The sequence below is a fragment of the Ramlibacter tataouinensis TTB310 genome, assembly GCF_000215705.1.
GTDB classification, from domain to species: Bacteria; Pseudomonadota; Gammaproteobacteria; order Burkholderiales; family Burkholderiaceae_C; genus Ramlibacter; species Ramlibacter tataouinensis.
This window is the reverse complement of the sequence record NC_015677.1, coordinates 779,739-801,415: the sequence shown is the minus strand read 5'-3', so window position 1 is coordinate 801,415 and position 21,677 is coordinate 779,739. Positions and strand designations below refer to the sequence as shown.

20 protein-coding genes are annotated in these 21,677 nt (G+C 72.4%); 8 read left to right on the top strand and 12 right to left on the bottom strand.

What is annotated here, in order from left to right; translation table 11 throughout:
• From crtY to RTA_RS03940, 3 genes are read left to right on the top strand one after another with little or no spacing between them, the layout of a single operon-like run.
• The gene (crtY, locus tag RTA_RS03950) at positions 1 to 1,197 is read left to right on the top strand and encodes a lycopene beta-cyclase CrtY (protein WP_013900086.1); all 1,197 of its coding nucleotides are present in this window, start codon (positions 1 to 3) and stop codon (positions 1,195 to 1,197) included.
• Positions 1,194 to 2,681, top strand: a complete 1,488-nt coding sequence (locus RTA_RS03945) for a phytoene desaturase (RefSeq protein ID WP_013900085.1) — start codon at positions 1,194 to 1,196, stop codon at positions 2,679 to 2,681. Before crtY ends, RTA_RS03945 begins: the two co-directional genes overlap by 4 nt.
• Positions 2,678 to 3,610, top strand: coding sequence for a phytoene/squalene synthase family protein (locus tag RTA_RS03940; RefSeq protein WP_013900084.1), 933 nt, complete (start codon positions 2,678 to 2,680; stop codon positions 3,608 to 3,610). Before RTA_RS03945 ends, RTA_RS03940 begins: the two co-directional genes overlap by 4 nt.
• Positions 3,611 to 3,618: 8 nt before the next feature.
• Here RTA_RS03940 and RTA_RS03935 read toward each other — a convergent pair whose 3' ends face one another.
• From RTA_RS03935 to glmS, 7 genes are all read right to left on the bottom strand, one after another.
• Entirely contained in the window at positions 3,619 to 4,389 is a 771-nt protein-coding gene (locus RTA_RS03935; protein WP_013900083.1) for a fatty acid desaturase, read from the bottom strand.
• Positions 4,370 to 4,885, bottom strand: coding sequence for a sterol desaturase family protein (locus RTA_RS03930; protein WP_013900082.1), 516 nt, complete (start codon positions 4,883 to 4,885; stop codon positions 4,370 to 4,372). The genes RTA_RS03935 and RTA_RS03930 overlap by 20 nt, the downstream gene beginning before the upstream one ends.
• A 59-nt stretch (positions 4,886 to 4,944) precedes the next feature.
• Entirely contained in the window at positions 4,945 to 7,989 is a 3,045-nt protein-coding gene (locus RTA_RS03925; RefSeq protein WP_226986116.1) for an AMIN domain-containing protein, read from the bottom strand.
• 57 nt (positions 7,990 to 8,046) lie between these two features.
• The gene (locus tag RTA_RS03920) at positions 8,047 to 8,928 is read right to left on the bottom strand and encodes a fimbrial biogenesis chaperone (protein ID WP_013900080.1); all 882 of its coding nucleotides are present in this window, start codon (positions 8,926 to 8,928) and stop codon (positions 8,047 to 8,049) included.
• A gap of 11 nt (positions 8,929 to 8,939) precedes the next feature.
• Complete coding sequence (locus RTA_RS19640; protein WP_013900079.1) at positions 8,940 to 9,398, bottom strand: DUF4402 domain-containing protein; 459 nt, start codon at positions 9,396 to 9,398, stop codon at positions 8,940 to 8,942.
• Between the two features lie 8 nt (positions 9,399 to 9,406).
• Positions 9,407 to 9,946, bottom strand: coding sequence for a DUF4402 domain-containing protein (locus RTA_RS03910; RefSeq protein WP_013900078.1), 540 nt, complete (start codon positions 9,944 to 9,946; stop codon positions 9,407 to 9,409).
• Positions 9,947 to 10,191: 245 nt separating this feature from the next.
• Positions 10,192 to 12,087 carry a glutamine--fructose-6-phosphate transaminase (isomerizing) gene (gene glmS / locus RTA_RS03905; RefSeq protein ID WP_013900077.1) on the bottom strand — a complete coding sequence of 632 codons (1,896 nt, stop codon included), beginning with the start codon at positions 12,085 to 12,087 and terminating at the stop codon, positions 10,192 to 10,194.
• A gap of 120 nt (positions 12,088 to 12,207) precedes the next feature.
• On the opposite strand from glmS, the gene RTA_RS03900 reads away from it, so the two are divergent.
• A complete protein-coding gene (locus tag RTA_RS03900; protein WP_013900076.1) occupies positions 12,208 to 12,708 on the top strand; it encodes an Lrp/AsnC family transcriptional regulator in 501 nt (166 codons plus the stop codon).
• Here RTA_RS03900 and RTA_RS03895 read toward each other — a convergent pair whose 3' ends face one another.
• Genes RTA_RS03895 through RTA_RS03880 form a run of 4 tightly spaced genes read right to left on the bottom strand, consistent with a single transcriptional unit; the run spans position 12,709 to position 16,085 of the window.
• Positions 12,709 to 13,689, bottom strand: coding sequence for a branched-chain amino acid ABC transporter permease (locus tag RTA_RS03895; RefSeq protein WP_013900075.1), 981 nt, complete (start codon positions 13,687 to 13,689; stop codon positions 12,709 to 12,711). It lies immediately after the preceding gene.
• A gap of 1 nt (position 13,690) precedes the next feature.
• On the bottom strand, positions 13,691 to 14,605 hold the full coding sequence (locus RTA_RS03890) for a branched-chain amino acid ABC transporter permease (protein WP_013900074.1): 915 nt from the start codon (positions 14,603 to 14,605) through the stop codon (positions 13,691 to 13,693).
• Positions 14,602 to 15,333: an ABC transporter ATP-binding protein gene (locus RTA_RS03885; RefSeq protein ID WP_013900073.1), complete on the bottom strand. Its 732-nt coding sequence runs from the start codon at positions 15,331 to 15,333 to the stop codon at positions 14,602 to 14,604. The genes RTA_RS03890 and RTA_RS03885 overlap by 4 nt, the downstream gene beginning before the upstream one ends.
• Positions 15,330 to 16,085, bottom strand: a complete 756-nt coding sequence (locus RTA_RS03880) for an ABC transporter ATP-binding protein (protein ID WP_226986114.1) — start codon at positions 16,083 to 16,085, stop codon at positions 15,330 to 15,332. Before RTA_RS03880 ends, RTA_RS03885 begins: the two co-directional genes overlap by 4 nt.
• 36 nt (positions 16,086 to 16,121) lie before the next feature.
• Between RTA_RS03880 and RTA_RS03875 the strand changes: the two genes are divergently transcribed.
• Genes RTA_RS03875 through RTA_RS03860 form a run of 4 tightly spaced genes read left to right on the top strand, consistent with a single transcriptional unit; the run spans position 16,122 to position 20,264 of the window.
• Positions 16,122 to 16,466 (top strand): TIGR04076 family protein, encoded by a 345-nt coding sequence (locus RTA_RS03875; RefSeq protein WP_041675018.1) that lies wholly within the window; start codon positions 16,122 to 16,124, stop codon positions 16,464 to 16,466.
• The gene (locus tag RTA_RS21185) at positions 16,463 to 17,491 is read left to right on the top strand and encodes an aldo/keto reductase (protein WP_013900070.1); all 1,029 of its coding nucleotides are present in this window, start codon (positions 16,463 to 16,465) and stop codon (positions 17,489 to 17,491) included. Before RTA_RS03875 ends, RTA_RS21185 begins: the two co-directional genes overlap by 4 nt.
• The gene (locus tag RTA_RS03865; RefSeq protein WP_013900069.1) at positions 17,488 to 18,786 is read left to right on the top strand and encodes an ABC transporter substrate-binding protein; all 1,299 of its coding nucleotides are present in this window, start codon (positions 17,488 to 17,490) and stop codon (positions 18,784 to 18,786) included. The genes RTA_RS21185 and RTA_RS03865 overlap by 4 nt, the downstream gene beginning before the upstream one ends.
• Positions 18,783 to 20,264: an aldo/keto reductase gene (locus RTA_RS03860; protein ID WP_013900068.1), complete on the top strand. Its 1,482-nt coding sequence runs from the start codon at positions 18,783 to 18,785 to the stop codon at positions 20,262 to 20,264. Before RTA_RS03865 ends, RTA_RS03860 begins: the two co-directional genes overlap by 4 nt.
• Here RTA_RS03860 and glmU read toward each other — a convergent pair.
• Entirely contained in the window at positions 20,261 to 21,664 is a 1,404-nt protein-coding gene (gene glmU / locus RTA_RS03855) for a bifunctional UDP-N-acetylglucosamine diphosphorylase/glucosamine-1-phosphate N-acetyltransferase GlmU (RefSeq protein ID WP_013900067.1), read from the bottom strand. The genes RTA_RS03860 and glmU overlap by 4 nt on opposite strands.
• Between the last annotated feature and the right edge of the window lie 13 nt (positions 21,665 to 21,677).

The following is a 21,677-nucleotide window of genomic DNA, read 5'->3' as shown; positions in this document are numbered from 1 at the left end:
ATGCACCGGCACTCCGACGGCGCGCACGACGCCGACCTGGTCCTGGCGGGCGGCGGGCTGGCCAACGGCCTGATCGCCTGGTGGCTGCGCCACCGCCGGCCCGAGCTTCGCGTGCTGCTGCTGGAAGCCGGGCCGGCCCTGGGCGGCAACCACACCTGGTCGTTCCATCCCACCGACCTGGCGCCGGACCAGCAGCGGATGCTGGATCCGCTGGTCGGCTGGCGCTGGGACCGGCATGAGGTGCGTTTTCCCGGCCTGGCGCGCCAGCTCTCGGGCGGCTATGCGTCCATCGCTTCCGAGCGCTTCGATGCGGTGCTGCGGGGGGCACTGGGCGACGCGGTGCGGCTGGACACGGCGGTGGCCGAAGTCGGCCCCGGGCACGTGCGGCTGTCCGACGGCAGCTGGCTGCGGGCGGGCGCGGTGATCGACGGCCGCGGCCTGCCGCCCGATGCGCCGCTGGAGCTGGGCTTCCAGAAGTTCCTGGGGCAGGTGCTGCGGCTGCAAGCGCCGCACGGCCTGGCCGGCCCCATCCTGATGGACGCCACCGTGCCGCAGCACGACGGCTACCGTTTCGTCTACACCCTGCCGCTGGACGAGCGCACGGTGCTGGTGGAGGACACCTTCTACGCCGACGGCGACGCCGTGGACGAGGCGGCGCTGCGCCGCAACCTCGCCGCCTACGCGCAGGCGCAGGGCTGGCGTCCCGCGGGCGTGCTGCGCGAGGAGCGCGGCGTGCTGCCCATCACGCTGGACGGCGATCCGCAGGCCCTGTGGTCCCGGGCCGGCGGCGTGCCGCGCTCGGGCCTGGCCGCCGGCCTGTTCCACCCCACCACCGGCTACTCGCTGCCGGAGGCCGTGCGGCTGGCCGAGCGCGTGGCCGGGCTGCCCGACCTGTCGGCCGGCGCGCTGTTCCAGGCCGTGCGGGCCCATGCGATGGAGCGCTGGCGCGACCAGGCCTTCTTCCGGCTGCTCAATCGCATGCTGTTCCGCGCCGCGGCGCCGGCGCAGCGCTGGCGCGTGATGCAGCGCTTCTATGGGCTGCCCGAGCCGCTGATCGCCCGCTTCTACGGCTCGCGCCTGACCGCCTGGGACCGGCTGCGCATCGTCAGCGGCAAGCCGCCGGTGCCGCTGGCCGCGGCCGTGCGCGCCGCCCTGGGACGCCCGGCGGGCGGCCGCGCCCAGGAGGTCATCCAATGAACGCCCCGCTGCGCAGCGCCGCCGTCATCGGCGCCGGCTTCGGCGGCCTGGCGCTGGCCATCCGGCTGCAATCGGCCGGCGTGCAGACCACGCTGTTCGAGGCGCGCGACAAGCCGGGCGGCCGGGCCTACGTGTACCAGGACCAGGGCTTCACCTTCGACGCCGGACCCACGGTGATCACCGACCCGTCGGCGCTGGAGGAGCTGTTCCAGCTGTCCGGCCGCAGGATGGCCGACTACGTGGAGCTGCTGCCGGTGGCGCCGTTCTACCGCCTGTGCTGGGAGGACGGCTCGCACTTCGACTACGCCAACGACCAGGCGGCGCTGGACGCGCAGATCGCCGCCCGCAACCCGGCCGACGTCGAGGGCTACCGCCGCTTCCTGGCCTACTCGCGGGCGGTGTTCGCCGAGGGCTACCTCAAGCTGGGCACGGTGCCCTTCCTCAACTTCCGCAGCATGGTGCAGGCCGGCCCGCAGCTGGCCAAGCTGTCGGCCTGGCGCAGCGTCTACGGCATGGTCTCGCGCTTCATCCGCGACGAGCAGCTGCGCCAGGCGTTCTCGTTCCACTCGCTGCTGGTGGGCGGCAACCCGTTCGCCACCTCGTCCATCTACGCCCTGATCCATGCGCTGGAGCGCGAGTGGGGCGTGTGGTTCCCGCGCGGCGGCACCGGCGCGCTGGTGCGCGGCCTGGTGCGGCTGTTCGAGGACCTGGGCGGCACCCTGCGGCTGTCCGCGCCGGTGCAGCGCATCGAGGTGGAGGGCGGCCGGGCCCGCGCGCTGCGGGTGGACGGCCAGCGGCTCGCCTTCGACCAGGTGGCCTCGAACGCCGACGTGGTCCACACCTACGAGCGCCTGCTGGGCCACGTGCCGCGCGGCGCGCAGGAGGCGGCGCGGCTGAAGGGCAAGCGCTTCTCCATGTCGCTGTTCGTCATCCACTTCGGCCTGTCCCGGCCGCAGCCGCAGCTGGCGCACCACACCGTGTGCTTCGGCCCGCGCTACCGCGAGCTGATCCAGGACATCTTCCACGGCAGCGCGCTGGCCGACGACTTCTCGCTCTACCTGCATGCCCCCTGCATCACCGACCCGTCGCTGGCGCCGCCGGGCTGCTCCAGCCACTACGTGCTGGCGCCCGTGCCGCACCTGGGCAATGCCGCGCTGGACTGGTCGGTGGAGGGGCCGCGGCTGCGGGATCGCATCCTGGCCTACCTGGAGCAGCGCTACATGCCCAACCTGCGGCGCGACCTGGTGACCAGCCGCATCTTCACGCCGGCCGATTTCCGCGACGAGCTCGGCGCCCACCTGGGCTCGGCCTTCTCGCTGGAGCCGGTGCTGACGCAGAGCGCCTGGTTCCGCCCGCACAACCGCGACGACGCCATCCCCAACCTCTACATCGTCGGTGCCGGCACGCATCCCGGCGCCGGCGTGCCGGGCGTGGTGGGATCGGCCAAGGCCACGGCCGGCCTGATGCTGGAGGGTGGCCAGTGAGCGACGCCGCCCTGCTCGAGCACGCGACACGCACCATCGAGGCGGGCTCGCAGAGCTTCGCGGCCGCGACGCGCCTGTTCGACAGCTACACCCGCGAGAGCGCGGTGCTGCTGTACGCCTGGTGCCGGCACTGCGACGACGTGGTGGACGGCCAGTCGCTGGGCCATGGGCAGCGCGAGGGCGACCGCGAAGGCGGCGCCCAGCGCCTGGCCCGGCTGCAGCAGCAGACGCTGGATGCCTGCGGCGGCCGGCCCGGGCCCGAGCCGGTGTTCCAGGGGCTGGCCGAAGTGGTGCGCCGCCACGGCATCGAGCCGGCCTGGCCCATGGAGCACCTGGCCGGCTTCGCGATGGACGTGCAGGGCGCGCACTACCGCACGCTGCCCGACACGCTGCTGTACTGCTGGCGCGTGGCCGGCGTGGTGGGCGTGATGATGGCGCGGGTGATGGGGTCGGGCCGGCCCGAGACCCTGGACCGGGCCTGCGACCTGGGCCTGGCGTTCCAGCTCACCAACATCGCCCGCGACGTGGTGGAGGACGCCGCCATCGGCCGGCTCTACCTGCCCGAGGACTGGCTGCGCGAGGAAGGCATCGACGGCCTGGACGGCGTGCTGCACGGGCCCAACCGCGAGGCGCTGGCCCGGGTCGCCGCCCGCCTGGTGGGCGCGGCCGATCCTTATTACGCCTCGGCCGTGGCCGGCATCGGCGAGCTGCCGATGCGCTGCGCCTGGTCGATCGCCACGGCGCGCGGCATCTACCGCGAGATCGGGCGCAAGGTGCGGGCCCAGGGCGGGCACGCCTGGGACCAGCGGGTCGCGACCTCGCGCATGGAAAAGCTGTGGCTGGTCGCGCGGGGTGCGGGCGTGGCGCTGATCGCGCATGGCGTCGCGCTGCCGCCGCGGCCGCCGGGGCTGTTCGTGCGGCCGCTTTGAGCCCGCGCTCAGCGGGCCGGGCGTGCGGCGCGGCGCTCGGCCGGCAGCCGCCACCAGGGCACATGCGGCGCCCGGTGGTGCTCATGGTGCAGCCCGAAATGGAAGCAGGCCAGCAGCGAGGCCAGCCAGGGCAGGTCGAGCGTGCGCGCGCGGTGCGGGTCGACGAAGTCGCGCGCCGGATCCTGCCCGGCGCGGTGCCGGTGCGGCAGCCAGGTGCCCACGATGAACAGTTGCAGCGCGCTGAGCAGGGCCGGCAGCGCCCAGAACAGCAGCAGGTTCGGCAGCCGGGCGCCGGCCAGCAGGTACGCGCCCACCCCCAGTGTCAGCAGGGCGAGCTCGCGCCAGCCGAAGTAGGACAGGAAGAAGCGCAGGAACCAGGGGCCGAAGGCCTGCGGCCGCTCGGCATGGAAGTCGGGGTCCTGCGGCGTGCCCGGGGCGGCATGGTGCCGGTGGTGGCAGGCGTGCAGCCGCCCGTAGGAGAAACCGGCATACGCCCCCACGCACAGCTGCCCGATGGCGCGGTTGAGCCGCGCATGCCCCGGCGCCAGGGAGCCGTGCATGGCGTCGTGCGCCACGATGAACAGGCCGACGCTCAGCCAGGTCTGCAATGCGACCTGCAGGGGCGCCACCCAGAGCCAGGCGCCGTGCAGCGGAAAGAAGAACACCCCCCACAGGTGCAGCGCCAGCCAGCCCGACAGGATGAGCGAAGCCAGGAGCAGGCCCACCGCAGCCTGGCGGCGCTGCGCCGGGGCCACCGGATCAGTCGCGAGGGCCGACATGGCCTGCCTCCATTTCGCCGCGCTGGCGCGCCCGGCGCGCCTTGAGCGTCTCGGCCAGGCGCCGCGGGTCGGGCGCGACCAGGAAGCCGAACGAGACGGCGCCCTCGCGCGTGTGCATCGCGTGGTGCAGCCGGTGCGCCTGCACCAGCCGGCGCAGGTAGCGGTTGCGGGGCAGGTAGCGGAACGGCCAGCGCTGGTGCACCAGCCCGTCGTGCACGAAGGCGTACACCAGCCCGTAGGCGGTGACCCCCACCGCCGCCGCCTGCAGCGCGGGCCACTGGAGCCGTCCGGCGATCAGGAACAACCCGACCGACAAAGCCAAGCCCACCAAGGCGTACAGGTCGTTGCGCTCGAACCAGCCCTGGCGCGGCTCATGGTGGCTGCGGTGCCAGCCCCAGCCCCAGCCGTGCATCACGTAGCGGTGCGACAGCCAGGCGAGGCCTTCCATCACCACGAAGCTGGCCAAGGCGATGAGGGACCAGCCCAGTGCTTGCATGGGGCCAGTGTACGCAGCGTCCGCCTCCCCGGGGGGCTCGGGGACGTCGCTGGTGCGGATCAGCGCTTCGGCGCGCCCTTCAGCACGAAATCGGCGCCGCTCAGGAGCTTGCCCTGGGCGCCGACGGTGACTGGGCGGCCGCCGGGGTCGGCCAGCCCGAGCTGCCTGAGCTGCTGGGGCGACAGGCGCAGCGTGTAGCGGCCCTGCAGGACGCCGGCCAGCACGTAGTAACCATCGGAACTGCTGCGCACGCCCGAGACGACGCTGCCGGCGGCATCGACCAGCTCGATCGCCACGTTGCCTATGCCGCGCCGGGCGCGGCCTTCCTGCAGGTAGACGGTGCCCTCGATCTCGCTGATCTGCACCACCGGCAGGTCGATGGTCGCCACGTGCCCCGGCCGCGCGACGATGCGCACCCCCTTGTGCAGCGGCTGCCAGAACGGGTCCTCCAGCGTCTGCACGTCGAGCGCGATGTCCAGCGGCACGCGGGTGGGCAGCCGGTCCAGCCAGGCCACGCCCGCCTCGTTGGTGCGTGCCGGCTGGCGGCTGCCGTTGACGATCAGCCCGGCGTTGGCGATCAGCTCCTCACCCGCGTCCAGCACGCCGTTGCCGTTGCCGTCCAGGAACACCCGCAGGGAGGCGGCGCCGGTGTCGGCCTTGGGCAGGGCGTCGGAGATCCAGCGGCCTTCGCGCGGTTCCCGGCCCATGGCGAAGAACAGCTGCAGGCCCACGGTCAGGCCCGCGGCCTTCGAATAGGTGGCGCTCAGCCCGTGGCCGTACTCCCCGCGTATCTTGTTGAGGCTCGCCGAATAGAGGGTCTCGCCGCTGGCCATGGCGCGCGCCACGCCGACGCTGGCCAGGTAGCCCTCGCCGAAACGCCTGTCCCCGGACACGGCGATCGTGTCCAGGCGGGCCGCGGGCCGCAGGGTGTAGCCCAGCTGGCCCGCCACACCCACGTCGCCCAGCCGGTGGCTCAGGCTCAGGGCGCCCAGGAAGGAGCTGGTGCCGCTGCCCGATTCCTGCCAGGCCAGCTGGTGGGTCAAGGAGGTGTTCCGCACATAGGCCGATACCCGGCCGCCCAGCAGCAGGCTGCTGCTGCCCGACGCCTGCCGGTCACGCTGCACCTCCAGCGTCACGGGCAGGCGCGGCCAGTTCCCGGGGGCCGGCAGCGCCGACTGCAGGCGCAACCGGTCGCGGGTGCGCAGCGGATCGGGAGCGCTGGGGAACACCTCGCTCACGAAGTCCTGCAGCTGCACATGGTTGTAGTCCACTGCGACGCTGCCCACGCGTGTCTTGATCGCGGTGTCGCTGAGCCACCCGCCCGCCGGACCCCGCAGCAGGTCGGTGCCCGCGATGACATCGCCCCAGAATCCGCGCAGGCCCAGCTTGCCGTAGACCGAAGAGCCGGTTGCGGCGGACCCGATCGCATCCGGCAGCCGCACCCAGCCGGCGCTGCCGGTGAGGTTGCTGCTCAGGCCCCAGTCGACCTGGCCTACCGAGCGCAGCGCCCCCGCATCGTCGCGGTGCTGCGTCAGGTGGTAGTGCACGGCGCCGGCCGGCGTGCTGGTCTGGTCCAGCAGGAAGCTGCGCCGCTCCACGCGCTGCTGCCCCAGGGGCCCGTGGAACACCAGCCGGAACTCGTTGGCGCCGTAACTCAGCAGCAAATCCTCGAACCGGTAGCGGCCGTCCGGCCGCGCCCGCTGGAAGCCGACCAGCGCGTCGTTGTAGTACAGCTCCACGTCCCAGCCGGGCGGGAGGTCGCCTTCCAGCGTATGGCGGTCGAAGTTGGCCGGCTGGTTGAGGGGCCGGTTGCTCAGGGTCAGGCCGCGTCCTTCGCCGACGCGGGTGCTCAGCGCGACGTGCGGGACGCTGGGCAGGCCCACGCCGCTGCCGAAGAACACGGAGCGGGCCTGCAGCGGCCCGAGCAGGCCGGCGTCCGGGTCATGCCGACCCAGCGCATAGCGCACCTCCGTCGATGGGCGCTCGCGGGTGCGGCTGACGAACAGCGAGGATTCCAGGCCCAGCAGGTCACCCGTCAGGTAGGTGGTGTAGCTGGCGCTGTACTCGGTCCGGCCCTTGCCGGTGCGCAGGCCCAGCCCCAGCGTCTGGTCGAGGAAGGGGGTGCCGGCCAGTCCATAGGGCGTTTCCAGCCGGGGGAAGCCGGGGTCCTGCCAGCCGCCGCTGCGGGTGCCCACGCGCGCGCCTGCGCGCTCGCGCTGCAGGCGCGACTGCAGCGGCAGGGTCTCGCGCGGGCGCACCCGCAGGCGCAGCCGCGACATGTCCAGGTGGAGGTCCACCGGCAGCCAGCGCGCCAGCAGCCCGCTTTCCACATAGATGTCGTCGCCGCGCACGCGCACCAGCGCCGGGTCGATCGCCTGCGCCTCCTCGCCCAGCGCCAGCCGCCGCTGGGGGACGTTGAGCCGGAAGCTGCGCGCCTCGCTCAGCACGAAGCCTTCGGCCGTGCCCTGCGCCGGCTGGGTGCGGATGGCCAGCGTCAGCAGGCCGGCCAGCTCGCCCAGCGGCAGGAAGACGCGGCGGCCCTCCTGGTACGCCGTGATCGCGTCGGCCAGCACATGGTCGTCCAGCGTGACCTCCAGCAGCAGCGTGTCCTCGGCAACCGCGCTGGGGGGTACGGGCGCAGCAGCAGGACGAGGCGGCGAGGGTCGCAGAGGTGGGCTGGCAGGTGGAGGTGCAGGAGCGGGGATGGGCGAGATCGCGGCGCCGGCCGGCTGCGATTCGGCGGCCGCCAGGTCCAGCACCAGCCGGTGGTCGCGGCCGCCCGAGGGCTTGAACGTGCGCACCGCCGCGACCATCTCGCCCTTGAGCTCCAGCTCGACATGCACGGCGCGGGGCTTGCCGGGCGCGGGACGGACGCGAATCAACCGCAGGTGAGGATGGCTGGCGGGGATCTGGCCGGCCAGGGCATGCAGTACACCGGTGCGGGTCACGTCCTCGATCTCCAGCACCAGCCGGTTCGGGTAGCGCAGGATGAACAGCGTGAAGTGGAATTCCTCGGTCGACTCCAGGATGAGCCGGGTGCCGCCATCGCGCTGTTCCAGCGCGGCCGACCGGATCGGCAGCTCAGCCCATGCCGGGAGGGCCACGGCCAGCGCGGCAGCCAATGCCAGGGGCCGCAACAGCACGCTCGTCAGCGCCGTGGATCAGGGGATCGGCAGGACGGCTTCGGCCAGCAGCTTGCCGCCGGCTTCCGGGCGGTCGCGGTAGCTCAGGCGCAACGTGCCGCGGGACAGCACCAGCCCCGGCGGCAGCTGCAGCTCGAGCCGTCCGCGGCGCAGCGGGTTGGGCGTGTACACGGCGACACCCGCGGCCTTGCCCACCTGCTGCTCGGTGCCGCCCCGTGGTGTGAAGGTGGCGCCCAGGTCGCCGTACACGGAACGGTTGCCGGCCCGGTTCAGCACGAAAGCCAGCGTGGGCATACGCTCGGCCGCCCGCCGGCTCAGCTCCAATCCCGACAGGCTCACCGTTGCGCTGGTGGCGCCCTGGCGGACGATCACCGGGATCGTGACGCCGACCAGCATGCGCAGCTGGACGCCCAGCTCGCCCGGCCGGGCCGCGACCTCCACGTTGCTGCCGCCGCTGGCCTCGGGCACCCGCTCGAAATGCAGATGCGAGCGGTATTCGCCCTGCGGCAGGTCCGCCGGCCTGCGCACCGACACCCGCACGGTCTGGGTGGCCCCCGGAGCCAGCACCACCTGCCGCGGGGAGAACCGGATCATCTCGTCGGCGAACAGCTCGCCCGGCTGCGGCTTGTCGATCTCGACGAAGCTGCCGGTGTCCGTCATGCGCCGGTTGATGACGGTGATGCGGTAGGTGGCCGTTTCGTTGCCGTTGTTGTTCAGGTCGAGTTGCGCGGCCCGAGCGTTGTCCTCGAACACCAGCCGGGTCGGGTACACCAGCAGGTCGGCCCTGGCGGCGTCGGCCAACCAGAGGGACAGCAGCAGGCCGCAGGCCGCGCGCAGGGCGATCCGGCGGCGGGAGAAAACGGCGGAGAAGGTCATGGGGAGGATGATGTGCTCAGCCATGGCACTGCGGATCAGTTGTAGTTGAGAAACACCTGGAAGCTCCCGGAGTAGTTGCCGACGCGTTGGCCTGCGGCGACACCCAGGCTGGCTCCGACGGACATCGTCTGGGTGCCCCCCGGCCCGAGCTGGCCGGAACCGCTGGGGCTGCTGAAGAAGGACTGCACGGGCATGGTGTGGCCGGCGGCATTGGTGAGCACCACCGAGCCATCGGCGGGCAAGCCGATGGAGTAGGCGGCATGGGGTTCCCCGGCCAGGGAGAACTGGGCGGGCGAGCCCCCGGCGGAGGACAGCAGCACCACGCCGCCGCTGGCCGTTCGAACGCCGCCGGCGCTGATGGTCACCTGGCCGCCCGTGCCGGCGGCAAAGCGGCCGAACGCCAGCGGCGCGACGGGGGTGACGGAGAGGGCTTGCTGCGCCGCGGCCTGCGGCAGGGCAGCGGCCAGGACCGCTATCCGGCAGCAGCGCAGCACCTGGGACGTCAGTTGTATTCCACCTGCACCTTGACGCTGCCGTTGTAGGTGCCGGCCACCTGCGCCGCGCCGACGGTCAGCGTGCCGCCGACATACACGGACTGGGTGCCGGTGCCTGACAAGGTACCGGAGGACACGGTGCCGCTGGTGGCATTGCCCGCGGTCAGGTCGCTGTGGATGCTCAGGGCCATGGTTTTGGTCGAGTCGACCGCGTGGGTCAGGGCGGTGCTGCTGCCGGTGTAGGTGATGGCATAGGTGGCGTTCGCGTCGCCCGAGACGTCGAACCGGGCCGCGGTCGGGGTCACGGCGGTCGAGCGGACGACGCCCGTCGAGGTCGCGGCGCCGCTGGTGCTGACGGTCATCGAGCCGCCCGTGCCGGGCGCGAACTTGCCGAAGTTCAGGTCGGCTGATTTGGTGACCGCGATCGGGGCGACCACCGTCCCGCTGGCGCTCGCGACGCCTTCCACCGCATGACCGCTCAGGGCAGCCACAGCGAGAGCCACGGCCAGCGCGGCACGCGTCGAATTCTTCTTGAAGTTGCTTTTCACGGGAATCCCCTCCAAAAGTTGGGCTCGTCAGAGCGATACGAGAGAGCCCGCAATCGATGATTGCCGCAAACACCCCCTCAGGGTGCTTGCGGTCAAGAGCAAAAGCTCTGTCCGGGCACAGGGGATTCCAACATGTGCTAGCGAACTCGACCTAAGCTCATTCCCCACACGACGTTAAGCCGGCGGCTGTCACCCGATCGGGCTACTTGCCGCGTCTCGCAACTTCTGGTTGAGTCGTGAGACCCTCACTCCACCGTCACGCTCTTCGCCAGGTTCCTCGGCTTGTCGACATCCGTGCCGCGCGCGATGGCCGTGTGGTAGGCCAGCAGCTGCAGCGGCACCACGTGCAGTAGCGGGCTCAGCGGGCCGTAGTGCTCGGGCATGCGGATCACGTGGATGCCATCCTCGCTCTCGATGCGGGTATCGGCGTCGGCCAGCACGTACAGCACGCCGCCGCGGGCGCGCACCTCCTGCATGTTGCTCTTGAGCTTTTCCAGCAGCGTGTCGTTGGGCGCCACCGTGACCACCGGCATCTCGCTGGTCACCAGGGCCAGCGGTCCGTGCTTGAGCTCGCCGGCGGCATAGGCCTCGGCATGGATGTAGGTGATCTCCTTGAGCTTGAGCGCGCCCTCCAGGGCGATCGGGTAGTGCAGGCCACGGCCCAGGAACAGCGCGTTCTCCTTCTTGGCAAAGTCCTCGGCCCAGCTCATGAGCTGCGGTTCCAGCGCGAGCACCGCGGACAGCGCGGCCGGCAGGTGGCGCATGGCCTTGAGGTGCTGGGCTTCCTGCTCGGCCGACAGCCGCCCCTTGGCCTGGGCCAGCGCCAGGGTCAGCAGGAACAGGCCGGCCAGTTGGGTGGTGAAGGCCTTGGTGGAGGCCACGCCGATCTCCACCCCGGCGCGGGTGACGTAGGCGAGCTTGGTCTCGCGCACCATGGCCGAGGTGGCGACGTTGCACACCGTGAGCGTGTGCTGCATGCCCAGCGACTGCGCGTGGCGCAGCGCGGCCAGCGTATCGGCGGTCTCGCCCGACTGGGTGATGGTCACCACCAGCGTGCGCGGGTTCGGCACCGAGTCGCGGTAGCGGTACTCGCTGGCGATCTCCACCTGGGTCGGGATCTTGGCGATGCTCTCCAGCCAGTACTTGGCGGTGCAGCCGCTGTAGTAGCTGGTGCCGCAGGCCAGGATCAGCACCGAGTCGACGGCCTTGAACACCGCATGGGCGCCCTGCCCCGGCGCATGGTTGCCCGAAGCCTCGAACAGCTCGGGCACCACGGCCTGCACGCCTTCCAGCGTGTCGCCGATGGCGCGCGGCTGCTCGAAGATCTCCTTCTGCATGTAGTGCCGGTACGGGCCCAGCTCGGCCGCGCCGCTGTGCGCCAGCACCGTGCGCACCGGGCGGGTGGCCGGCTTGCGCGCCTTGTCCACCACCCAGTGGCGCCCCAGCTGGATGTCCACCAGGTCGCCCTCTTCCAGGTACACGATCTGGTCGGTCACGCCGGCCAGGGCCATGGCGTCGCTGGCCAGGAAGCGCTCGCCGTCGGCGGACGTGTCGGCCCCGGCGGTGGCACCGACGCCCAGCACCATCGGCGAGCCGGCCCGGGCGCCGACCACGCGGTGCGGCTCGTCCTTGCAGAACACGGCGATGGCGTAGGCGCCCTGCAGCCGCGACACCGCCATCTGCACCGCCTCGAACAGGTCGCCCTCGTACAGGCTGTCCACCAGGTGCGAGATCACCTCGGTGTCGGTCTGGCTGGCGAACACGTAGCCCTTGGCCCTGAGCTTGGCGCGCAGCTCCTCATGGTTCTCGATGATCCCGTTGTGCACCAGCGCAATGCGTCCGGGTCGGGCGTCCGCGTCGGCGCCGGGACCGTGGCTGAAGTGCGGATGGGCGTTGTGCACCGCCGGCGCGCCGTGCGTGGCCCAGCGGGTGTGGGCGATGCCGGTGGTGCCGGTGATGTGCTCCTGCTCCACCTGCTGCAGCAGCTCGGCCACCCGGGCGGTGCTGCGGGCGCGCTTCAGGCCGCCGGCATGCACCGCCACGCCGCAGGAGTCATAGCCGCGGTATTCAAGCCGTTGCAGGCCCTGGACCAGGATGGGGACGATGTTGCGGGACGAAACGGCGGCGACGATTCCACACATGGATGGGCTCCTTCAGAGGTGAGGCAACTGTAGGCGGCCGGTCACGGAATAGGTTTTCAATATTCGCCTTCCACTGAAATTAAATATCGTTCACTCCTTTACACGGAATAAAATTCCGTTATGTCGTCACTAGAAGCTGCAGAATTTCTCGATGCCGTGGACCTTGCCCTGCTGGATCGCCTGCAGCAGGACGCCTCGCTGAGCAACCTGGATCTGGCGGCCGCCGTCCACGTCTCGCCGCCCACCTGCCTGCGCCGGGTCAAGCGGCTGCGCGAGGCGGGCCTGATCCAGCGGCAGGTCGCGCTGCTGGACAGCGACCGGCTGGGCCGCCTGCTCGGCCACGGGCTGGAGGCCATCGTGGAGGTCACGCTGGAGCGCCAGGGCGCCGAGCAGATGGAGGCCTTCGAGCGCCGCGTGGTCGCCGACGACGCGGTGCAGCAGTGCTACCGGGTCTCGCCGGGGCCGGACTTCATCCTGCTCGTGCGCGCGGCCGACATGCCGGACTACCTGGCGCTGGCCCAGCGCCTGTTCACCAGCGACGCCAACGTGCGCAACGTCAAGGCCTTCTTCTCGGTCAAGCGCGGAAAATTCAACCCGAAAGTGCGGCTGTCGCGGCCGTGATCAGGGCTTGGCCGCTGCCGCGTCCGGTCCGCCCGCATGCCGCGACACGGCCGCGTTCTCGCCCAGCAGGCCGCGGGGCCGCCACAGCAGCATGACGGCGATCAGCACCCCGATCAGCATCACCTGCAGCGCCGCCGCCCGGGCCTGCTCGGCCTGCGGGACCAGGCCGCGCAGCAGCCCGCCCGAGAGCGCCCAGAAGCCCCAGACCAGGTAGCTGCCCAGGATGGCGCCCCGGTTGTTGCCGGAGCCGCCCACGATCAGCATCGCCCAAAGCTGGAAGGTGAGGATGGGCAGGAAATCCTCGGGCGCGATGAAGCCGACGAAGTGCGCGTACATCGCGCCGCCCAGCCCCATCAGCGCGCAGCCGATCACGAAGGACTGCAGGCGGAAAGCGAACGCGTGCTTGCCCAGGGACGAGGCCGCGTCCTCCTCCTCGCGGATGGCGCGCAGCACGCGCCCCCAGGGGCTGGCGACCAACCGCTCCAGCGCCAGGTACGCCACCGCCAGCAGCCCCACCGACAGCGCCAGGTAGCCCAGCGTCCACGGCAGCCCCGTGCCCAGCCACCCCTGCAGGGGCCGCGGGATGAACTGCACGCCGAAAGGCCCGCCCGTGAGCCACTGCGCGTTCAGCGCCACCAGCTGCACGCACACGGCGATGCCGAAGGTGGTGATGGCCAGGTAGTCGTGCCGCAGGCGCAGCGCCGCCAGGCCCACCAGCAGCCCGGCCAGGGCGGACGCGGCCATGGCCCCCGCCCAGCCCAGGGCCACCGGCCAGCCCAGGCCGGCCACGCGGCCCGCCGCCTCGGGCGTGGTCAGCAGGGCAGAGGTATAGGCCCCTACTGCCACGAAACCGGCCACGCCCACGTTGAACAGGCCCGTGTAGCCCCACTGCAGGTTCAGCCCCAGCACGATGACGGCGAACACCGTCGAGAACACGAGGAAGAAGCTGCCGTAGGAAAGCAGGTCGGTCAGGGCGGGCATCTCAGGCTTTTTCCGCGAACAGGCCGGTGGGCCGCACCAGCAGGATGGCGATCAGCACCAGGAAGGAGACGGCGGCCCGGTACTCGGCGCCTACCCACATCACCGCGGCGCTCTCGGCCAGGCCGACGATCAGCCCGCCGATGACGGCGCCCCACACGGACCCGATGCCGCCCAGGATGGCCGCGGCGAACAGCGGCAGCAGCAGCTCCTGGCCCAGCGTGGGGCGCAGCTGCACGGTCAGGCCGGCGAACACGCCGGCCACCGCCGCCAGCACGCCGCCCAGCACCCAGGTGACGCGCAGCACGTGCTCGGGATCGATGCCGGCCACCCGCGCCAGCTGCGGGTTGCCGGCGGTGCCGCGCATGGCCCGGCCCATGGTGCTGCGGCTGAGAAAGAGATGCAGCCCGAGCACGATGGCCAGCGTGAGCGCGAGCACGAACAGCTGGTCCGGCGTGATGCGCAGGCCGCCCGCGACGCTGCGCGGCACCAGGCGGATGGCCATCTGCAGCTCGCCCGAGTAGTACTGCGGGATGCCGCCGTAGAGGAAGAACAGCAGGTTGCGCAGCGCCAGCGCCGCGCCGAAACTCGCGATCACCAGCGTGATCGCCCCCTGGGCGCGCAGCCGCCGGAACAGCAGCCAGTCCAGCGCCAGGGCCAGGCCCGCGGTGCCGGCCGCGGCGGCGGCCAGCGCACCCAGCAGCGGCCAGCCGAAGGACAGCGGCGCGAAGGGCTGGCCGCCGCCCAGCGCGGCGAACCAGCCCAGTGCCGACAGCGCGAGGTAGGCGCCCCAGGCCAGCAGCTCGCCATGGCCGAAGTTGGAAAAGCGCAGGATGGAGAAGGTGAGCGTCAGGCCGATCGCGCCCAGCGAGACCACCGAGCCGACCACCAGCCCGTCGGCCAGCACCTGCAGGATCATCGGGCCGCCTCCACGTGGCGCCCCAGGTACAGGTCGGCGATGCGCCGGTCGCGGGCGAGCTCGGCCGCGGGCGCGACCACTTGCTCGCGGCCTTCCACCAGCACGGCGGCGCGGTCGGCCAGCGCCAGGGCGGCCTTGACGTTCTGCTCCACCAGCACCACCGCGACGCCGCCGTCGCGGATGCGGCGCAGCGCGGCGAACACCTCGCCCACCAGCCGCGGCGACAGGCCGGCCGAGGGCTCGTCCAGCATCAGCACCTGCGGGGTGCGCACCAGGGCCCGGGCGATGGCCAGCATCTGGCGCTGCCCGCCGGACAGGCGCCCGGCCGGCAGCGTGCGCTGGCGCGCCAGGTCGGGGAACTGCTCGTAGAGCGCGGCCAGGCGGGTGCGCACCGGCACCCGCTGCAGCGCGGCGGCCAGCTCCAGGTTCTCGGCGACGCTGAGGTTGGTGAACACGTTCTCGGTCTGCGGCACGAAGCCCAGGCCCAGGCCGCACAGCCGGTGCGCCGCCACGCCGGTGATGTCGGCCTGCCCCAGGTGCACGCGGCCGCCGTACACGGGCACCAGGCCGGCGATGGCCTTGACCAGGGTGGACTTGCCAGCGCCGTTGGGCCCGAGGATGGCCAGCACCTCGCCAGGCTGCACCGCCAGGCTGGCGCCGCGCACGATGGGCAGGCCGGGCTCGTAGCCGGCCTCCAGGCGCTCGACCCGCAGGGCCGGTGCGTTCATGCCCCCTCCCCCAGGTACGCCTCGACCACGCGCGCATCGCGCAGCACCTCGCCGGCGCGCCCCTGCGCCAGCAGCCGCCCCTGCGCCATCACCAGGACGGGATCGCACAGCGAGGCCACCAGGTCCATGTTGTGCTCGATGACGAGGAAGCTGGTCCCCTGGCGGTGCAGGGCGGCGATGCGGTCCACGATGACGTCCAGCAGCGCCGGGTTGACGCCGGCCCCCGGCTCGTCCAGCAGCACCAGGCGGGGCTGGGCCACCATCACCCGCGCCAGCTCCAGCAGCTTGCGCTGGCCGCCCGAGAGCACCCGGGCCGGCTGCTGCGCCAGGCCCGCCAGGCCGACGAAGTCCAGCCAGTGCAGGGCCTGCTCGCGCACCGCGCGCTCCTGCGCGCGGACCTGCCCCGGCCGCAGCCAGTTGCGCCAGAAGGACTCGCCGGCCTGGGCGGGCGGCGCCAGCATGACGTTCTCCAGCACGGTCATGGCCGGGAAGGGACGGGGGATCTGGAAGGTGCGGCCGATGCCGGCGCGGAACACCTGGTCGGCGCGCCGGCCGCCGATCGGGCGGCCTTCGAACAGGATCTCGCCCGAGGTGGGCTTCATCGCGCCGGCCACCAAGTTGAACAGCGTGGTCTTGCCGGCGCCATTGGGGCCGATCACGCCGGTGATGCGGCCGGCCGGGATGGCGCAGGTGAGGCCGTCGACCGCGCGGTGGCCGCCAAAAGCCTTGACCAAACGGTTCAATGCCAGCATCGTGTGCATTGTCACACCAAGCAGAGCAGCTACTTCATGCCTCAAGGATTCGAGCTCCACGACCTGCGCGTCGAGGTCGTGGCCCCGCCGGGCGCCAGGATCTGGTGCAACGCCCGCCCCGGCGACTGGTTCGAGGTGCGCGGCGAGATGCTGCACTTCCCGCCGGGACAGGGGTTCTCCATGTACTCGCTGGCGGCCCTGCTGCCGCTGCTGCCGGCCAAGCAGCGGGCCACCGATCCCCACGACTGGATGAGCACCGACGCCGAGGTGGCCTGCCCCGACCCCCACTGCCCCACCCGGTTCCGCATCACCCGCCTGGGCAAGCGGCGCTTCGAGCACGGCGAGACCACGGCCGTCGCGCTGCCGGGGGCTGCGGCATGACGGTCGAGCGCTACACCCTGGCGCCGGGCTACGAGATCCCGCGCCTGCTGCGCGGCGGCTGGCAGCTGGCCGGCGACCATGGCGAGGTGGACCGCCGGCGGGCCATCGCCGACATGGCGCAGTTCGTGGCGGCCGGCGTCGACGTGTTCGACTGCGCCGACATCTACACCGGGGTGGAGGAGATCATCGGCGAGTTCCGCGCGGGCGAGCCGCGGCTGCGCGTGCACACCAAGTTCGTGCCCGACCTGGCCATCCTGTCCCAGGTCGATGAGGCCTACGTGCGCCGCATCAACGAGCGCTCGCGCCAGCGCCTGCGCGCCCCGGCGCTGGACCTGGTGCAGTTCCACTGGTGGGACTACGAGGTGCCCGGCATGCTGCGGGTCGCCGGATGGCTGGCCCGGCTGCAGCGCGAGGGACTGATCCGCCACCTGGGCGGCACCAACTTCGACACCGGGCACACGCGGCAGCTGCTGGACGCCGGCGTCCCGCTGGTGAGCATGCAGGTGCAGTACTCGCTGCTGGACCGGCGGCCGGCCGGGACGCTGTCCGACCTGTGCGCGCGCACCCCGCTGCGCCTGCTGTGCTACGGCACCCTGGCCGGCGGCTTCCTCACCGACCACTGGCTGGGCGCGCCCGAGCCGCAGGCGCCCAGCAACCGCTCGCTGGTCAAGTACAAGCTGGTGATCGACGATTTCGGCGGCTGGACGAAGTTCCAGGAGCTGCTGCGGCTGCTGCGCGGCATCGCCGACCGCCACGGCGTGGACATCGCGGCGGTGGCCACGCGCTGGGTGCTGGAGCGGCCCCACGTGGCCGCGGCCATCGTCGGCGCGCGCTATGCCGCGCACCTGCCCCAGCACCTGAAGGTCTTCGACTTCGCGCTGTCCGACGCCGACCATGCCGCGATCGACCGGCTGCTCGCGCAGTGCCCCGGCCCGCAGGGCGATACCTACACCCTCGAGCGGGACCGCCAGGGGCGGCACGGCCGAATCATGAAATACAACCTGAACCAAGGAGAAAACCGGTGACCCAGCTCCCGTCCCTGCTCGCCCTGTCCGCGCTGCTTTGCGCCGCCCTGCCCGCGGGGGCCCAGGCGCCCGCCACGGCGCCCGGCGCGCCCGGCTGCCGCCACAACGTGGGCATGGTGGTCTCGCTCACCGGCCCGGCCGGCCGCTTCGGCCAGGCCGCGTCCAAGTCGGTGGAACTGGCCTTTCGCGACCTCAACGCCGCCGCCGGCGCGGCGGGCATCGCCGGCTGCCAGCTGGCCTTCGAGCTGCGCGACTCGCAGAGCCAGGGCAGCGTGGCGGTGGACCAGGCGCGCCAGCTGGTGGACCTGCGCAAGACGCCGGCCATCATCGGCGGCATCATCTCCTCGGACTCCATTCCCATGGTGACCTCGGTCACCGCGCCGGCGGGCGTGGTGCAGGTCTCGCCGGCTTCGTCCTCGCCCACGCTCACGCGCCTGGCGGCCGAGGGGCAGACCAGGGGCTGGTTCTTCCGCACCATCACCTCCGACGCGCTGCAGGGCACGGCCGCGGCCAGGTACGCGCTGGACCAGGGCATGCGCCAGCTGGCCGTGATCCACGTGAACAACGACTTCGGCGTCAACATGCTGGCCGAGTTCCGCAAGGCCTACGAGGCGCTGGGCGGCAAGATCACCAGCATCACGCCCTACAACCAGAGCCAGGCCTCGTACGCGCCCGAGGTCACGCGCGCGCTGCAGGGCGACCCGCCGGCGCTCTACCTGATCGGCTATCCCGGTGACGGCACCACCCTCCTGCGCACCTGGCTGCAGCAGGGCGGCGAGCCGCGTTTCCTGCTCAACGACGGGATGAACTCGGCCGACCTGATCAAGGGCGTGGGCGCGCAGTACCTGAACAACGCCTTCGGCACCTCGTCCGGGACCAGCCGCACGCCCAGCACCGACTACTTCGCCAAGGCCTACCCCGCCATGAGCGGCGGCTTCGACGCCAACGCGCCGGCGGCCGACCGCTCCTTCGACGCGGCGGCCATCCTGGGCCTGGCCATCGCCAGGGCCGGCCGCTTCGAGGCCGCGGCCATCCGCGATGCCGTCCGCGAGGTCACCCGGCCGGGCGGCGAGGTGGTGCACGCCGGCCCCGAGGGCTTCGCCCGCGCGCTGCAGCTGATCCGCGAGCGCAAGCCGGTGCGCTACGTGGGCGTGATCGGGGCGGTGGAGTTCGACCGCAACGGCGACATCGTCGGCCCCTTCCGCCTGTGGCGCATCCAGAACGGGGAGGTGGCGACCACCGGCCAGATGAGCGCCGAGGACGTCCAGGCCGTGCAGGCCCGCCTGCCCCGATGAGCGGGGACCCGCCCGCGCGACCGCCGGCGATGGAGCGCACCGAGCTCGCCCCCGGCTGCACCATCCCGCGCATCGTCACCGGCCTGTGGCAGGTGGCGGACATGGAGCGGGGCCGGCCGCCGCTGGACCCTGCCGCGGGCGCGGCCGCGATGGCCGCGTACGTGGCCGACGGCTTCGACGCCTTCGACATGGCCGACCACTACGGCTCGGCCGAGGTCATCACCGGCCAGGCGTTGTCGCAGGGCCTGCGCCTGGCGGCCTTCACCAAGTGGTGCCCCGAGCCCGGCCCCATGACGGCCGAGGTGGTGCGCGCCGCGGTCGACCGGGCGCGCGAACGCATGCGCACGCGCCGCATCGACCTGATGCAGCTCCACTGGTGGTCCTTCGACCACCCGCAGTACATCGACGCGATGGCGCAGCTGGCCCGGCTGCGCCAGGAGGGCCTGGTCGCGCACCTGGGCCTGACCAACTTCGACACGGCCCACCTGAACCTGCTGCTGTCGCACGGCATCCCCGTCGCGACCAACCAGGTCTGCCTCTCGCTGCTGGACCGGCGCGCCCTGGGCGAGATGAGCCGCCTGTGCCTCGCACGCGGCGTGAAGCTGCTGGCCTACGGCACGCTGGCCGGCGGCTTCCTGTCGGAGCGTTGGCTGGACCAGCCCGAGCCCGAAGCCATCGGCGACTGGAGCAAGATGAAGTACCGCCGCTTCATCGAGGCGGTGGGCGGCTGGGACGCGCTGCAGGGCGTGCTGCGGGCGGCGCACGCCGTCGCGCTGCGCCACGGGGTGTCCATCGCCAACGTGGCCACCCGCTGGGTGCTGGACCAGCCCGCCGTGGCCGCGGTCATCGTCGGCGCCCGCCTGGGCGAGTCGGAGCACCGGGCCGGCAACGCCCGGGTGTTCTCGTTCCGGCTCGACGCGCGCGACCATGCCCTGCTGGAGCGGGCCTTCGCCGCCACGCGCGCCATCCCGGGCGATTGCGGCGACGAATACCGCAAGCCCCCCTTCCTCACCGCCTCGGGCGACCTGAGCCACCACCTGGAATCTCTGCCGCAGGTGTACCGGGCGCAGCCCGTGCCGGGGCGGGCGGGGCGGCTGCGGGTGGACAGCGGCAGCGTCTGGGAACCGCTGGCGGGTTATTCCCGCGCGGTGCGGGACGGCCGCCGCATCCTGGTGTCCGGCACCACCGCCACGCACGGCGCCTCCACGGTCATCGCGCCGCAGGACGCGGGCGCGCAGGCCACCTACATCCTGGACAAGATCTCGGCCAGCCTGCGGGCCCTGGGCGCGGGCCCGCAGGACGTGGTGCGCACCCGGGTGTACCTGACCGACGCGAACGAGTGGGAGGCCGTAGCCCGCGCGCACGGGCGCTTCTTCGGCGAGGTGCGCCCGGCCAACACCATGCTGCAGGTGGGCGCGCTGATCGGGCCGGGGTACCGGGTGGAGATCGAGGCCGAAGCGCTGCTGCCGCGGGCCTAGGCCTTCTTGCCCTTGACCGGCCGCTGCCAGCCGGCGATGGTCACCTGCTTGCCGCGCGCCACCGACAGCGCGCCGGCCGGCGTGTCCTTGGTGATGGTGGAGCCGCCGCCCACGGTGCCGCCGCGGCCCAGGGTCACGGGTGCCACCAGCACGCAGTTGCTGCCCACGTGCACGTCCTCCTCGATCACGGTGTGGTGCTTGTTGGCCCCGTCGTAGTTGGCGGTGATGGAGCCGGCGCCGTAGTTGACCCGCTCGCCCACGGTGGCGTCGCCCAGGTAGGCCAGGTGGTTGGCCTTGGCGCCGCGCGCGAGGCTGCTGTTCTTGACCTCCACGAAGTTGCCGATGTGCACCTCGGCGCCCAGCTGCGCGCCCGGCCGCAGGCGCGCGAACGGCCCGACCAGCGCGCCCTCGCCGACCCGCACGCCGGCCTTCTCGCCCTCGATGTGGGTGAAGGGATGGATCACCGCGCCGGCCTCGATGCGGGCATTGGCGATCACGCAGTTCGCGCCGATGCGCACGCCGTCGCCCAGCGCCACCTCGCCCTCGAACACGCAGTTGACGTCGATCTCCACGTCCTGGCCGCAGCTGAGCTGGCCGCGCAGGTCGAAGCGCGCCGGGTCCGCCAGGCGCACGCCGGACTCCAGCAGGCGGCGCGCCTGGCGCCGCTGGTAGGCGCGCTCCAGGTCGGCCAGCTGCAGCGGGCTGTTCACCCCGTCCACCTGCACCTGGTCGTGCGTGCGCTGCGCCACCACGGCGGCGCCGTCCTGCGCCGCCAGCTTGACGATGTCGGTCAGGTAGTACTCGCGCTGCGCGTTGTCGTCGGTGAGCCGGGGCAGCCAGCGGCGCAGCAGCCGGTTGGGCACCGCCATGAAGCCGGTGTAGACCTCGCGGATGGCGCGCTGCGCCTCGCCGGCGTCCTTGTGTTCCACGATGGCGCGCACGGCGTCGCCTTCGCGCACGATGCGGCCGTAGCCGGTGGGGTCGGCCATCTCCACCGACAGCAGGGCCAGCCGCTCGCCGCCGCAGGCGTCCACCAGGGCCTGCAGCGTGGCCGCCTCGATCAGCGGCACGTCGCCGTTGAGGACCAGGCAGATGCCGTCCTCCGGCAGGTGCGGCAGCGCCTGCTGCACCGCATGGCCGGTGCCCAGCTGCGGCTCCTGACGCACGCATGAGCAGTCCTGCAGGCCGCCCGCCTGCGCGAGGCGCCCCACCGCGGCTTCGACCTCGGGGGCCCCGTGGCCGGTGATCACGATCACCCGGCGCGGCTTCAACCCCGCGGCGCATTCGACCACGTGGGCCAGCAGCGCGCGGCCGCCCAATCGGTGCAACACTTTGGGCAGGCGGCTTTTCATGCGCGTGCCCTTGCCGGCGGCCATGACGACCACATCCACTGCTGTCATTGAGGCTCCTTCA

What these genes read in the sequence shown, in the direction of transcription:
- crtY (WP_013900086.1), top strand. Translation starts at nt 1, where the DNA reads ATGCACCGGCACTCCGACGGCGCGCACGACGCCGACCTGGTCCTGGCG.
- RTA_RS03945 (WP_013900085.1), top strand. Translation starts at nt 1,194, where the DNA reads ATGAACGCCCCGCTGCGCAGCGCCGCCGTCATCGGCGCCGGCTTCGGC.
- RTA_RS03935 (WP_013900083.1), bottom strand. Translation starts at nt 4,389, where the DNA reads ATGTCGGCCCTCGCGACTGATCCGGTGGCCCCGGCGCAGCGCCGCCAG.
- RTA_RS03930 (WP_013900082.1), bottom strand. Translation starts at nt 4,885, where the DNA reads ATGCAAGCACTGGGCTGGTCCCTCATCGCCTTGGCCAGCTTCGTGGTG.
- RTA_RS03920 (WP_013900080.1), bottom strand. Translation starts at nt 8,928, where the DNA reads ATGGCTGAGCACATCATCCTCCCCATGACCTTCTCCGCCGTTTTCTCC.
- glmS (WP_013900077.1), bottom strand. Translation starts at nt 12,087, where the DNA reads ATGTGTGGAATCGTCGCCGCCGTTTCGTCCCGCAACATCGTCCCCATC.
- RTA_RS03900 (WP_013900076.1), top strand. Translation starts at nt 12,208, where the DNA reads ATGTCGTCACTAGAAGCTGCAGAATTTCTCGATGCCGTGGACCTTGCC.
- RTA_RS03895 (WP_013900075.1), bottom strand. Translation starts at nt 13,689, where the DNA reads ATGCCCGCCCTGACCGACCTGCTTTCCTACGGCAGCTTCTTCCTCGTG.
- RTA_RS03890 (WP_013900074.1), bottom strand. Translation starts at nt 14,605, where the DNA reads ATGATCCTGCAGGTGCTGGCCGACGGGCTGGTGGTCGGCTCGGTGGTC.
- RTA_RS03885 (WP_013900073.1), bottom strand. Translation starts at nt 15,333, where the DNA reads ATGAACGCACCGGCCCTGCGGGTCGAGCGCCTGGAGGCCGGCTACGAG.
- RTA_RS03880 (WP_226986114.1), bottom strand. Translation starts at nt 16,085, where the DNA reads ATGCTGGCATTGAACCGTTTGGTCAAGGCTTTTGGCGGCCACCGCGCG.
- RTA_RS03875 (WP_041675018.1), top strand. Translation starts at nt 16,122, where the DNA reads ATGCCTCAAGGATTCGAGCTCCACGACCTGCGCGTCGAGGTCGTGGCC.
- RTA_RS21185 (WP_013900070.1), top strand. Translation starts at nt 16,463, where the DNA reads ATGACGGTCGAGCGCTACACCCTGGCGCCGGGCTACGAGATCCCGCGC.
- RTA_RS03860 (WP_013900068.1), top strand. Translation starts at nt 18,783, where the DNA reads ATGAGCGGGGACCCGCCCGCGCGACCGCCGGCGATGGAGCGCACCGAG.
- glmU (WP_013900067.1), bottom strand. Translation starts at nt 21,664, where the DNA reads ATGACAGCAGTGGATGTGGTCGTCATGGCCGCCGGCAAGGGCACGCGC.